At 65.5% G+C, this 13216-nt stretch carries 14 protein-coding genes; 4 read left to right on the top strand and 10 right to left on the bottom strand.

Annotated features, from left to right (window positions below; translation table 11 throughout):
- Positions 1 to 259: 259 nt before the first annotated feature.
- From ACTWP6_RS11100 to ACTWP6_RS11075, 6 genes are all read right to left on the bottom strand, one after another.
- The gene (locus ACTWP6_RS11100) at positions 260 to 766 is read right to left on the bottom strand and encodes an HAD family hydrolase (protein ID WP_443187670.1); all 507 of its coding nucleotides are present in this window, start codon (positions 764 to 766) and stop codon (positions 260 to 262) included.
- Positions 767 to 880: 114 nt separating this feature from the next.
- A complete protein-coding gene (locus ACTWP6_RS11095; protein WP_234813870.1) occupies positions 881 to 1648 on the bottom strand; it encodes a hypothetical protein in 768 nt (255 codons plus the stop codon).
- A 74-nt stretch (positions 1649 to 1722) separates the two neighbouring features.
- Positions 1723 to 2736, bottom strand: coding sequence for a TniB family NTP-binding protein (locus tag ACTWP6_RS11090; RefSeq protein WP_085173304.1), 1014 nt, complete (start codon positions 2734 to 2736; stop codon positions 1723 to 1725).
- Complete coding sequence (locus tag ACTWP6_RS11085) at positions 2724 to 4676, bottom strand: Mu transposase C-terminal domain-containing protein (protein ID WP_443187669.1); 1953 nt, start codon at positions 4674 to 4676, stop codon at positions 2724 to 2726. Before ACTWP6_RS11085 ends, ACTWP6_RS11090 begins: the two co-directional genes overlap by 13 nt.
- Positions 4677 to 4816: 140 nt before the next feature.
- The gene (locus ACTWP6_RS11080) at positions 4817 to 5554 is read right to left on the bottom strand and encodes a TnsA-like heteromeric transposase endonuclease subunit (protein WP_234813869.1); all 738 of its coding nucleotides are present in this window, start codon (positions 5552 to 5554) and stop codon (positions 4817 to 4819) included.
- A gap of 53 nt (positions 5555 to 5607) precedes the next feature.
- Entirely contained in the window at positions 5608 to 6069 is a 462-nt protein-coding gene (locus tag ACTWP6_RS11075; RefSeq protein WP_443187668.1) for a hypothetical protein, read from the bottom strand.
- A gap of 216 nt (positions 6070 to 6285) precedes the next feature.
- On the opposite strand from ACTWP6_RS11075, the gene ACTWP6_RS11070 reads away from it, so the two are divergent.
- Positions 6286 to 7926: an acyl-CoA carboxylase subunit beta gene (locus ACTWP6_RS11070; RefSeq protein ID WP_443187667.1), complete on the top strand. Its 1641-nt coding sequence runs from the start codon at positions 6286 to 6288 to the stop codon at positions 7924 to 7926.
- 37 nt (positions 7927 to 7963) lie between these two features.
- Entirely contained in the window at positions 7964 to 8245 is a 282-nt protein-coding gene (locus tag ACTWP6_RS11065) for an acyl-CoA carboxylase subunit epsilon (protein WP_443187666.1), read from the top strand.
- A gap of 70 nt (positions 8246 to 8315) precedes the next feature.
- On the opposite strand, the gene ACTWP6_RS11060 is transcribed toward ACTWP6_RS11065, so the two are convergent.
- Positions 8316 to 8726: a hypothetical protein gene (locus ACTWP6_RS11060; RefSeq protein WP_443187665.1), complete on the bottom strand. Its 411-nt coding sequence runs from the start codon at positions 8724 to 8726 to the stop codon at positions 8316 to 8318.
- 328 nt (positions 8727 to 9054) lie between these two features.
- Here ACTWP6_RS11060 and ACTWP6_RS11055 point away from each other — a divergent pair, with 328 nt between their 5' ends.
- Positions 9055 to 9681: a Maf family protein gene (locus ACTWP6_RS11055; RefSeq protein ID WP_443187664.1), complete on the top strand. Its 627-nt coding sequence runs from the start codon at positions 9055 to 9057 to the stop codon at positions 9679 to 9681.
- A 58-nt stretch (positions 9682 to 9739) separates the two neighbouring features.
- Here ACTWP6_RS11055 and ACTWP6_RS11050 read toward each other — a convergent pair whose 3' ends face one another.
- From ACTWP6_RS11050 to ACTWP6_RS11040, 3 genes are all read right to left on the bottom strand, one after another.
- Positions 9740 to 10150, bottom strand: a complete 411-nt coding sequence (locus ACTWP6_RS11050; RefSeq protein ID WP_443187663.1) for a hypothetical protein — start codon at positions 10148 to 10150, stop codon at positions 9740 to 9742.
- A gap of 448 nt (positions 10151 to 10598) precedes the next feature.
- Positions 10599 to 10931, bottom strand: coding sequence for a hypothetical protein (locus ACTWP6_RS11045; protein WP_443187662.1), 333 nt, complete (start codon positions 10929 to 10931; stop codon positions 10599 to 10601).
- Between the two features lie 130 nt (positions 10932 to 11061).
- On the bottom strand, positions 11062 to 11433 hold the full coding sequence (locus tag ACTWP6_RS11040) for a hypothetical protein (protein WP_443187661.1): 372 nt from the start codon (positions 11431 to 11433) through the stop codon (positions 11062 to 11064).
- 282 nt (positions 11434 to 11715) lie between these two features.
- On the opposite strand from ACTWP6_RS11040, the gene ACTWP6_RS11035 reads away from it, so the two are divergent.
- Positions 11716 to 12999, top strand: a complete 1284-nt coding sequence (locus ACTWP6_RS11035; protein WP_443187660.1) for an acyltransferase family protein — start codon at positions 11716 to 11718, stop codon at positions 12997 to 12999.
- Positions 13000 to 13216 lie beyond the last annotated feature (217 nt).

Here is a 13216-nt window from a genome sequence, read left to right as displayed (position 1 = left end):
ACACCCCACCCCATCGGACCCATCAACGATGAAGGACCCACAGGCCCCAGGAAAGCCCGCCCCACCCGGCGACACGGGACAGCACCTCTACGCCACCACACGAAAACCACTACCCAACAACACAACTCGGCATCACACCGAACCCACACCAATTACCACGCAAAATCCGGGCTAACTGCCCATTCGTCGACGTCGCCCTGTCCGAAATGATCGTCTTGGCGGACTTCGGTTTTCGCTGTCAAAGTCGCTCCGCGCACGATCAGCTACAGTCCGAAGCGAAGAGTGTTGCCAGTTCGTGCAGCGAGTTCACCCGCAGATCAGCAAGCACCGCTTCTTCTTTGAGGGCGTGAATGTGGCCCCATGGTCCGCGGCGGATGAACGCCGTGTGCATCCCGATCGCGCGGGCGGGCAGTATGTCGTTGTCGAGGCGATCACCCACATACAAGATGCTCTCGGCGGGAGCCTGCGCTTCGGCGATCAGCCGGTCGAAGAACGCGGGGTCTGGCTTGGCTACACCCCATGCTGCGGATGATGCCACGAAGTCTGCTTCCAGCCCGGCTGTTGCGAGCATCTGCTCGACGGTTTCTGGTTGGTTTCCGGCAACGCCGACGATCAACCCTGCTCGACGCGCCGCGGCGACGCATTCCAGAGCATCGGGATACAAGTCTCCGAAGCCGGGGTCGACGCCCACTGTGGGTCGATCGACGCCAAGAACCTCCCACAGATCGTGGTGATGTCGTCCGGTGGCGATCAGGGCTCCCAGCACGCTGCTCAAGGTCAATGGCGTCACCGAGTCGTTGGGCGAGTTCGCTCCACATTCGAGTCTCATCAACCAGTGTCTCGCCGATGTCGAACGTCACGCATCGGATTTCCGGCGGGATCATCGGGACTCCCGGATAATCTGCTGGTTGTTCAGCCAGCCGTCGAGGGCTGCGTCGGTCGCTGTCTCGTGCTCGGCGCCGAACACTGCGTTCGCGGCTGCCAGGAGAGCCATGCGGGCGGGGCTGGGATCACCGGAGCGGTTCAACAATGCGGGCCGTCGATCGATGATGACCGCGGCCATCTTCACCGTTTCGACGTAGGTGGCGATGTGCAGGTTGACCGTTGAGATGCTGGCCCATCGCCCTCCCAGGGCGATGCCGGTAACCGCGCTCTCGCCGATATCATCACTGTGTCGGAATCGTCGCTGCCGCAGAACTATACGTGATGCGTCGTTGATCGCTAGCTCAACGATGTCGGGGTTGTTGCGCTTGGCCAGGGCATGATGCGCCCTGGCAGCTTGGGCAACGGCTGGATAGTTTTTGAGTGATATCTGATCGTCCCATCGCTGGGCGGAAGGGCCGATCCAGCGGTTGTGGCGATGGCAGACGGTGAGGTGGTCGGGCAGCCAGCAATGGACCGGCTGGGTCGCCCCTCGCCTGGCTGAGCAAAACCGGCAGAGTGGGCGGGCCCGTGCCCGCTGGCGGGTGAGGTCACGTTCATCAGCGGTCAGGCCCCGCAGTCGGGCGCCGAGGACATGTCGTGGGTAGCCGCTGAGCCGGGCGAGGCGGTCGGGGTCGACGTAGTGGCCTTCGCGTGCGGCGTAGTCGCGCAGGCTTTGGGGCGGGAGTCGGTTGGCGTGGGCGAGTCGGGTGGTGAAGGAGTGCACGGTTTCATCGCGAAATGCGGTGACTGACTGCGGAAGTGGTCGTGGTGGTAGTCGGGGCCAGTCGTTGATCACTGCTATCCGGCGCTGCGTTGGGCTGAGGCCTGAGCTGCGTAGTCGATGAGGACGCTGTCCAAGCCCTGACGGTCGATGTGTTCGGTGTGGTCCAGCATTGCCCGGATGGCTGCCGAGCGGATGAGGTGGGCAAGGCTTCCTATCATTCCGCCGGTGCGTTGGTGCAGGTATTTCGTCTGGCGCACGAGCGTGCCCGGCTCGTGTCGGTGCAGTCGCAGGGTTCCCTCCATCGCGGCGACCAGTGCTCGCCACTCTTGCCCATACGGGAAGGCCGCTGTGTTGATGACACCGCAGCGCCCGGCCAGTTGGCGGCCGCGGGTACCGGTAAAAACCCCGGAGCGTTCGACGTCGATGCCGGCGTAGACGAAGGTCGCAGGGAGGTGTTCGGTGAAGTACTTCAAGTGGTCGGAAAGCTCTTCTCCGGCGCGGGTATCGAGATTGAGGTTATGGATCTCGTCGACGACCACGATGTCGGTACGCGCGTCGATGAGCACTTGGCACACCGCGTCGGCGATATCGGTGACGTTCATCCGTCGTACCGGTGGAAGCCCCAGGAAGCGGGCGAATTCCATAGCGAGCTTGCGAGCTGAGCCCTTCGGCGGAGCGGTCACGTAGACGACGGGGATACGGGTTTTGTCCGAGTAGCGGGTGCGGATCCGAAGTTCGTGGAACCGACCGAGTTGTTTGATCGCCGTGGTCTTTCCGGTGGCCGCGCCACCAGAGACGATCAGCCCCCGCCGGGCGCCGATCTCGCGTTGATTCAGCAAAGTGAGCAGCTGGCCCTCGTTGGTGATCTTCTGGATCGCCGAGGTGGTTACCACGACGAGCTCGGAATGATGGGCCACCCTGGCCTCGTTGTAGGCGATCCGATCAGCGTCGTCGAGATCAGACCAGCCTTGTTCGGGCAGCAAGGTGAATTCAGGCCGGTCCGCGTCGATGAACCGTCGCCACCCTTCCAGGGTTGTCGTCGGTTGCCGGCGCTCCTCGAGTTGACTGATCGGGCTCACCAATGCCACTGCTCGGCCTCCTTACGTGCGTCGAACACCGGCAACGGGATGACATCAGCGAGATCGTCATCATCGGAACCTTGGGGCCCGTCGCTGCTCATCTCCGGCGGTTCCTGGTTCTGGTTGGTGTCCTCCGGCCTGGCGGGGTGTGGCCAGGACGGCTCGGGGATGGATCGGGCCCTGGCTGCTGCGCGTCGAGCTGCTGGCGGGTTCTGCTGGGTGTCGGGGCCGCGTTCGGCACGGTCCAGTAGGGCGTCGGCCGCCGCCGCGATCTCGGCTTCGGTCACCGGATCTGCGCCCCTTTCGGAGACGATCGCTTGGGCTTGCTTCCACACGGTGTTCCCGAATGGCACTGCAGCGGTGCGCATGTGGGTCCAGGTCGCGGTGATCCAGCCGTCGTCGTGGTGGTTGCGGACCCAGATCTGAGAGACGTCGTAGGGGTCGTAGTGAACCTCCCACCGTCCGTTGCGGGACCGAACCCCAGAGTCGGCCCGGCGGTACGGGTTCAGTGCCCGGGCATCGTAGGTCCGGTGATTGACCCGGATACCCGCTGAGCCGATGGTGCGCCACGTCGCGGGTAATAACTCGATGTAGTCGTCGGCGCTCAGCGGTACTGGGACGTAACCCGCGACTTCGACCAGGGCCGCGTACTTCTCGTTGGGCGTCAGTGCTTTGCCTGGGGTCACCGGGTCACGTAGTCCGTCGTGGGGGCGGTTCTGCCACACCGCGACGAGCCACTCATCGAGCAACGCCTGCAGTTCCAGCAATGACCACACGGCGTCCTGGTCGGCGTTCTTGCCGCGACGTTCGACGCTGGAGCCGACATAGCCGGCGACGTATTGGGCGAACAATGTGCCCACTGACTGCAGGGTGCGTTCCACTTTCGGTTTGTCAGTGGGTTGATCCGGATGAGCGGGTTGCAGGTTGATGCCCAGTGAGCAGCACGCCTGCTCAAAGGTCTTGGAGAGAAATGCCTTCCCGTGATCACAGACGATGGTCTCGGGAGCGATTACCGGGCGGGCCGCGGCGTCGGCGAGGCGTTGATCGATATCGGTCAAACGCCGGTGCGGCAACACCGAGCGTGACAACCGCAACGCATCAGACCAACCCGGGCGCATCGGCTCTGGGGTCAACGCCTTGGCCAACAACAACGCGGCATCGACGGCCTTGGTGGTGGGCCGCAGAACTGCCGCCGGGATCGAGCGGGTGACGTTGTCGACCATGGCGGTCAGCTCCACCCGATCGACCACACCGTCATCAAGGACCACCCTCACGTCCAGCGGGGTGGAGTCGATTTCCACCATTTCACCGGGACGGGCTGCGGTGACCGTCCCGAAGGGGCCGTCGGGTTGTTTGGCTAATGACCTGCGGGTACGCGCGGAACCGAAGGTGTGTTTGCCTTCCTCCAGGCGTTTGACGAGCCGGTAGAACGTGGCCTGTGACGGGACTTTCGGGGCGTCGTCGGCACCGTATTCGGCCAGCAGCGCCTTCTCCAACTTGCGCTGGAGCCTGCTCACCGTGCCGGTCGATACGTCAGTCTCGTTGTCGATGAGACGCCGGACCACGGCAACGACACGCTCATCAACACGACCCAACACCGGACGTCTGGCGAGATAGCGGCCGTCCACCAATCCCAGAAGACCTTTGGCCTCGTACCGGGATCGCTGACGTTGCAGGGTGATCAACGCCAGATCGTGACCGGCGGCACGCAGCTCCTCAAGCTTGGTCAGCTCCCTTTGGCGAAGGGACCGGACCGCCGGATCGAACTCTGGACGGATCGGCTGCCCAGCAGGACTCTCAGGTCGGCGCCCGGTCAACACCTCGACGATGTGGTGTTCCCACCACCGTGCCCGATCAGCGACCTCCTCGGGCACACCTTCGAGCGCCTCAACAGACCACAGCACCGGCCGTGACCCCGCCAGCACCTCCAGAGTCGAATCGGCCAGCACCGCCGCCAGGGGAACAGTTGTGCGTTCACCAACAGCGTCGATGAGCCGTACCGATCCTGCGGCCAGACTCGAGACCGTGAAAACCCGTGAACCTAGGCGGATTTCGTCACCTTCACGGATCACACCACCTCGCAGCGAACTCACGACACTGCCGCGCTCACCGGTGTCCGATCGTCGAGGACCGTGCGAGAAAGATCGGCCACCAATCGTCGGTGCCAGAGCAAGTGGAACAGCACAGGCAGCACCACCAGCGGATCGCCCAGGGCCTTCGCGCCCTCCAGAAGCGGCCGCTCGTGGGCGAAACAGCTCAACAGTTCGGCCGCCACGCCCGGTCGGAACACGCGCGGATGCCGGGACCCCGACAACCACCGCAGGTTCGCTGCCAACACAGGGTCCAAAACGCCGACGCGCTTGTACTGCCAGCCGGCCGCAGTGCACACGGCCTCCGAGCGGGCGAACAACTCCGCATCAGACTCCGGAATCCGGTCATCGGGACGGACGTCGACGATCACGACCGTGCCGTCGGATCTGCGAGCGTAGTAGTCGGGAACATGATGACGGCCATCAGACCATCGCAGCCGAAAAGGTTGGGAGGCAACGCCAACGGTGTCAGGATCAGCATCCAATGCCATCAGCTGATCCCGCTCAACCCACGATTCATAACCGATGTGCCTGCGCATCGTCGCGAACCACCACAATCCAGGAAAATTCCGTTGCCCACGAAACGACGGAAACGACCGCACCGGCTCGCAATCGACATCGAACCGGATCCCATGAGCCAACTCCAGCGGAAGACGTGAAGTCCCGTCGGCATCGGCTACCTCAAACACCGCATCGCACCGGCCCGCGGCAACAGCACCAGTGGCCAGCATCGACATGCCCAGAACGGTACCGGCTGTATCAGATCAAATGAGAAAGGCGCGCCGATGTGTCACATCAAATGAGAATGCTTCTGATCGGATGAGAACTGACAGTTGATGCCGGCGTGGTGAAACCTGCCCACCGCTTCGGGTGTCAGTTCCGTCACGGTGACGACATCCGCACTAGTGCGGGCCAATTCGACGAACGCGCTTGGGTCCGCCCGTCCGTAGCGCAGATTCGATGACAACACCCGCACCTGGACGTCCCCGCCGGCCGAGGCTGCGCTGACGCTGGCGCTTCCGCCGTAGTACCAACGCACTTGAATTCCGAGCGATACCGCAAGCACGATCACCGCCACCACCGACAGAATCACTCGGCGAGACAACACCGCCAGCACGAGCCCGATCATGGCCACCACCACGCTGTAGGGCGCCGCCACCGCAATCACCAGCATGACTGTGTTCGTCAGCGGTAACGCGCGAATCACCACGGTCAGGATCGAGAATCCGAGGGCGATAAGGATCGCCACCACCGTCGCACGTCGTTGCCACGTCGACGCGCGGTGCTGTGCGGAAAGAATGAGGTGAGTCCTCCCCTGTGCCGCCCCCGCGGTTGTCCGCAGGCTACCAATGCGCGGAGGGCCTCGCCGGGCACCAGAGGTCAGGTGAGGGCCGCCGAGCTCCTTTTCTAAGGGACTAGTAAGGGCCACCCGCGACACCGCCGGTCGGCGCGGTTAGCATCGGGAGCTATGACCAGCGTGAGCGAATCCCCGGCGACGCCAGCCGCCTCCCACGAGATCGACATCCACACCACCGCCGGGAAGCTGGCCGACCTGCGCAAACGCGCCGAGGAGGCCCTGCACCCGGTCGGCGAGGCCGCCGTGGAGAAGGTGCACGCCAAAGGCAAGCTGACCGCCCGCGAGCGCATCCTGGCGCTGCTGGACGAGGGCTCGTTCGTCGAGCTCGACGCGCTGGCCAAGCACCGCAGCAAGAACTTCGGCCTGGAGAAGAACCGGCCCACCGGCGACGGTGTGGTCACCGGCTACGGCACCATCGACGGCCGCGACGTGTGCGTGTTCAGCCAGGACGCCACCGTCTTCGGCGGCAGCCTCGGCGAGGTCTACGGCGAGAAGATCGTCAAGGTCCAGGAGCTAGCCATCAAGACCGGCCGCCCGCTAATCGGCATCAACGACGGCGCCGGCGCCCGCATCCAGGAGGGCGTGGTCTCCCTCGGCCTCTACAGCCGCATCTTCCACAACAACATCAAGGCCTCCGGCGTCATCCCGCAGATCTCGCTGATCATGGGCGCGGCGGCCGGCGGGCACGTCTACTCCCCCGCGCTGACCGACTTCGTCATCATGGTCGACCAGACCAGCCAGATGTTCATCACCGGCCCCGACGTCATCAAGACCGTCACCGGCGAGGACGTCACCATGGAAGAGCTCGGCGGCGCCCACACCCACATGTCCAAGTCGGGCACCGTGCACTACGTCGCCTCCGGCGAGCAGGACGCCCTGGACTACGTCCGCGACCTGCTGTCCTACCTGCCGCCCAACAACTACGCGGAGCCGCCGCGCTACCCGGCCCCGCACGCTGACGCCCCGATCGAGGAGAGCCTCACCGACGAGGACCTCGAGCTCGACACGCTGATCCCGGACTCGCCGAACCAGCCCTACGACATGCACGAGGTCATCACCCGCATCCTCGACGACGACGAGTTCCTCGAGGTGCAGGCCGGCTACGCGGGCAACATCGTGGTCGGCTTCGGCCGCGTCGACGGCCGCCCGGTGGGCATCGTGGCCAACCAGCCCACCCAGTTCGCCGGCTGCCTGGACATCAACGCCTCGGAGAAGGCCGCCCGCTTCATCCGTACCTGCGACTGCTTCAACATCCCGATCGTGCTGCTGGTCGACGTGCCCGGCTTCCTGCCCGGCACCGACCAGGAGTACAACGGCATCATCCGCCGCGGCGCCAAGCTGCTCTACGCCTACGGTGAGGCCACTGTGGCCAAGGTCACCGTGATCACCCGCAAGTCCTATGGCGGCGCGTACTGCGTGATGGGCTCCAAGGACATGGGCGCCGACGTGGTGGTGGCCTGGCCGACCGCCCAGATCGCGGTGATGGGCGCCTCCGGCGCCGTCGGGTTCGTCTACCGCCAGAAGCTCAAGGAAGCCGCCGCCAACGGCGAGGACGTTGACGCGCTGCGCCTGCAGCTGCAGCAGGAGTACGAGGACACCCTGGTGAACCCGTACATCGCCGCCGAGCGCGGCTACGTCGACGCGGTGATCCCGCCGTCGCACACCCGCGGCTACGTCGCCACCGCCCTGAAGCTGTTGGAGCGCAAGGTCGTTCAGACCCCGCCGAAGAAGCACGGCAACATCCCGCTGTAATCCGGCCTGAACGCCTTCCCAGACAAGGACTTTGCGCATGAATCACGACTCCGACATCGTCGAGGTCTCCGACCCGCGCGAGATGACCATCGACGACCCGCCCCCGCCCGACCCGCACTTCCAGGTGCTCAAAGGCGAGCCGACGCTCGAAGAGCTCGCCGCGCTGGTGACCGTGCTGGCCGGCGCCGGTGGCGGCGCACCCGCCGATCCCGGCCCCCAGGAACTCAACCCGTGGGGCCACCCGGTCGACAAACTGCGCTACGACGTCACCAGCTGGCAGCGCGTCACCCTGCTCGAACGCATGCACATGCGGCGGTGACGTAAACCAGGACGCACGAAACTCCAGGCAGCGGTTCTCCGCTGCCTGGAGCTTTTTCGTGGGAAGAGTGTCAGCAGCCCCGGCTGTAGCCGAGCTTGGTGGTCCCGTAGGGGCCGATCGACAGCGTGATCCCGAAGATGCACGTCGAGAAGTTCAGGCTCTGGGTGAACCAGCTGTAGAGCGGCTTGATCCAGTTCGGAATCAACGCCAACGGCGTGAAGGTGAAGAACGTGGTGGGGCCGTCCTCACCCGGGCCGGGGCCGTGGAACCACCACCACTGCTCGGGAACGGCCGCGGCGCCCAGCGCCGGTGCGGCCATGATCTCGGAGACCATCGGTGCCGACGGAGCGGGCAGGGTGACGATATCGGCCTGCGCGGCGACGGCCGGCGTCAGGACCGCGGCCCCCGCAATGGCGCACGCGGCGGCGCCCACCTGAAACTTGGTGCAGACCGTCGAAAATCGTGTTGCCTCAGCAGACATATCGCCCGCCTTCCATTGTCGGGGCTGTAGGAAAAATGTTGGCAGAGGGTTGCGGCGACGTCAAAAGAAGGGACGGCGACGAAAAATCGGCACCGACGCGACTCTTTCTGACCGCTCTACCTGCGACAACGCTGCGGATCGAGGTGCTGCACGGGATGCCCGCCCGCGCTTTCCGAGCATTATTTGCGGCCGGGGATTCGGAGAATTAATCTCGCGCAACCAACAATTAATCTGCCGTGCAGGCGAAAAGACCTCCGGCCCACTGATGTGCGGGAAATCCGTCGCACCGCGCCGGATAACATCGCCGCATGACCAGCGTGACTGATCGATGACGCGCGTCGTTCTCGCGTCGGCCTCCCAGGGCCGGCTCGGTGTCCTGCGCCAGGCCGGTATCGACCCACAGGTGATCGTCTCCGACGTCGACGAGGACGCGTTGATCGCATCCTTGGATCCGGAGATGCCACCCGAGGCGGTGGTGGCCAAGCTCGCCACAGCCAAGGCGGTCAGCGTGGCCGCGGCACTACCTGAGGATCTGCTCGCCGACTGCGTGGTGATCGGCTGCGACTCCATGCTGTTCCACGACGGAAACCTGCGCGGCAAGCCGGGATCGGCGGATGCGGCGCGCGCGCAGTGGGCGTCGATGGCCGGCACCACCGGGCATCTGCTGACCGGACACGCGCTGCTGCGCATCGCCGCCGGCGTGATCACCCACACCGAGGGCGACACTGGCAGCACCGCAGTGCATTTCGGAACCCCGACCGCTGCGGAGCTGACCCGCTACATCGACAGCGGTGAACCCCTTTATGTGGCAGGCGGGTTCACCCTCGACGGCCTCGGCGGCTGGTTCATCGACCGCATCGAAGGCGACCCGTCCAACGTGATCGGCCTCAGCATGCCGTTGGTGCGCCGCATGCTGCAGGCTGCCGGCCTGTCGATCGCCGAGCTGTGGACGTGATGCGTCAACGCAATGGGGACTGCCCGTGCGGACAGTCCCCATTGGTGAAGCTCGGCGATCAGCAGCCTCGGCTGAAACCGACCGATAGCGTGCCGTAGGGCCCGATCCTGGCGTTCAGGCCGAGGAAGCAGGCGGTGAAGTTGATGTTGGCGAACCACGAGAACAGCGGCTGGAGGAACCCCGGCACCAGAGCCAGCGGCGAGAACGACGCCACCGAAGTGTAGGTGGGGCCGTCATCCTTGGTGCGGCCGAACCAGATCCACGACCCCTGTTCGGCCACACCGACCGACGAGATCATCGGCGCGGTCACGAGGTCCGACATCGCCGGCGCAGCAGGTACCGGCAGCGCGATGTCGGCCTGCGCAGCCACCGCCGGCGTCAGCACGGCCGCGGCGGCCACCGCACACGCGGCGGTTCCGACCTGGAATTTGGTCCCGACCCTTGAGGATTTTGCAGCGACAGCGGACATGACCCCCCACTTCCTCCCGATTTAGTTAGCTGCAACCATCCCACTCGGGAAGCCCGATGTCAACCGTGAACCGCTGCGGGGACGGGTTCCGCCTTTGCGCCGAAAAGTGCTGTTGCTAAAGCCTTTTCACGTTACGAACGCCCTGGAGCCGGCCTTCGGACTGACGACGTGGGAACGCGTCACGAGTGCGACCCCGGCCATCGCTAAATGTTTGCTGGTTCGTCTGCGGCACGGCTTCGGGCGAGGTAGCGGGAGTGTTGAGGACGCAGCACCGATCGCCATCGACGCATGGCGCGGTGCACGCAGGCGACGGCTGCGGATTCATGCACCCCAATGCCGCAAGTGCACATACGCGACAAAATCGATACGTGGCCGCGCATCGGCACGACCATTGGGCGCGGGCGGTCGCCGCCTCAGTGCACCCGGTCAGTGGAACAGGATCGGCGAATCAGCAGCCCGAAAAACGCCGCGCCAACGCGAAGGTCACCGTCCGCGGCTTCTCGCCGACCTTCACCGTGCTGCCGGCCGACGGGGCCTGCCCGCACACCACCCAGTTGGTGTAGTTGTAGATCACCTGGTTCAGGTCTCGGTTGTACAGATTGAAGCGGACGTTCTGCTCGCCCGCGTTCGCGATCACGTCGTCGATGGCGCGCTGCAGGACCTCATTCCGGTAGGTGCCCATCTGCCACGTGTCCCCCACGGTGGGCGCCGCCCCCGCGGTCGGCGCACCGATGCCGATACCCGACGCAAACATCCCGGCCGCCACCGCTGCGACTGCCATGCTTCGCCGCTGCCTCCTGAACCCCTTCAGCTCCATGCCGAGAAGCTTAGAGGTGCCTGGAAGCTCAACCCAAAGCGTTAGGTAACGATTTGCTCACGCCGGTTCCCCAGCCCGGTGGCGCAACCCCTCGTTACGCGCCGCAGGCCTTCCCGCCGGGCCGCTCGACCAGCAGCGTCACCGACTTCGTCTTCGCCTTCGACAGCGCGCTGCCCGCCTTCGGCGACTCACCGCACACCACCCAGTCCTCCAGGTTGTAGACGGCCTCGTGATTGGGCGCCAGGGTCTTGAACTTCAACGGCATGTTGTCGACGACGCCCTCAACGTCCTGTTCGGCGCGGTAAAGCACCTCATCCTTCAGGTCCGGCATCACCCACGCCGCGTTTGGCTCCTTGTACTGGATCTGCGCGTCGTCGGCGTGCGCTGACGCCGGCCCGGCACCCGCGACGGCGCCCGCCGCAGCGGCACACATCGTCACGGTCGTCGCCACGATCACTCTGTTCATCACGGTCCCTTGCTGCCAATCGTCTTTCGCCCCAGGAGATCCGACGCCCTTTTGCTGGGAGTCTCGTGGAGACTGCCTGATCAGGCTAAGGCCGGCGGCACGCCAACGGCCCGACCTCAAGCACACCGGCAGGATCTCCCCAGGAAGCACGCAGCCGCCGACAGTGGTCTCTCAGGCGTTGCGCGCGCGTTTCCCGGCCGTGACGCCGAACACGTCGAGTTGCCAAAAGTCTCGGAACCGGAAAGATGGCGAAGAACTGTCGATGCTTGCCGGGGGGCACACATGGTGACAAGGCTCGATCAATGGCGTCAATCGGAAATTCGACGCCGCCGCCGCGCGGAACGAGCAAACCATCGATTGGACATTCAAGGATTGCGCGCCGTCGCGGTCATGGCCGTGTTCGCGCATCATCTGTGGGGCGCGCCCAGCGGCGGCTTCGTCGGTATCGACGTCTTCTTCGTGATCACCGGATTCTTCGTCACTGAGAGTTTGCTGCGAACCGCCGCCGACGGCGGCGCCCCGTCGCTGCGCCGCTACTACTGGGACCGCCTGCGCCGCATCGTCCCGGCCGCCACCGTCGTGCTCATCGCGACCCTCGTCGCCGTCGTGTACGTGCTGCCGCCACCGGCGCTGCGCACCACCGGCATCGACGCGCTGTTCGCGTTCTTCTTCGTCGCCAACTGGCATTTCCTCGGCACCGACGTGCTGGCGGCGACCGATACCGCGTCGCCGCTGTTGCACTACTGGCCGCTGTCGATCGAGGAGCAGTTCCTGCTGGTCTGGCCGCTCGTGATCGTCGGGATCACCGTGGTGGCCGTGCGCGGCGCCTGGGGCCACAACCGCCGGCTGGCGCGGATCGCCGCGGCGACCGGTCTGCTCGTCCTCGCGTCGTTCGCCTGGGCGGTGTACGCCACCTCGGCGTCGCCGGCCGCGGCGTACCTCGACACCGCAGCCCGCGCCTGGGAGTTCGGCGTCGGCGCGCTGCTGGCCACCGCGGTCGGCGCGTTCGCCCGGCTGCCCCGCCCGGTCCGCCCGCTGCTGTCCTGGGCCGGCGTCGCGCTGATCGGCGCGAGCATGGTCGTCATCGACGGGTCGGCCGGGGTTCCCGCGCCGTGGGCGCTGCCGGTGGCCGGCACTGCGCTGGTGATCGCCGCCGGAGTGGGGCACGAGCCCGCGCTGCAGGGATTCCTGCGCAACCGGGCCATCACCTACGTCGGCGACGTGTCCTATGCGCTGTATCTGACGCACTGGCCGGTGATCGTGCTGCTGGCCGCGATGATGGAACCCGACGCGTACTTCTATGTCAGCGTGCTGACGCTGGCGTTCGGCTTGGCGCTGGCGCTGCACTACCTGGTCGAGAACCCGCTGCGCTACGCCGGCGTCGCCGCGTGGCGGCAGGCCCGCGAAGACATGCGGCACGGCCTGTACCACGTCGAGCTGCGCACCAAGATCGCCGTCGTCGCCGCGCTGATCCTGTGCACGCTCAGCGTCATCAGCTACGCCATGCGCCCCGACGCGCTGCAGGACGCGCCGGCACTGACCGAGACGAGCAGTATCGGCCCGTGAGCCCATACCCTTGTGGCCATGGGCATGGATCAGCGCCCCGCTCAACATCCTGATGACTCCGCGAACCGGCAGGCGCATAAAGCCCGGGTCGCGAGGGCACTTCACCAAGTGCTGCGCTCGGAGTCCAGGCTTCTGGCCCGACTGAAGGACGCGTGAACTTCGCTGCGGCTCCCGATCCCCAGCGACCATGGCTGCAATCTCGTCCTCAGCTTCGAAA

Origin of the sequence: Mycobacterium sp. 4D054 (assembly GCF_052245755.1) — a bacterium.
Taxonomy (GTDB): domain Bacteria; phylum Actinomycetota; class Actinomycetes; order Mycobacteriales; family Mycobacteriaceae; genus Mycobacterium.
This window is presented reverse-complemented; position numbering and strand designations above follow the sequence as displayed.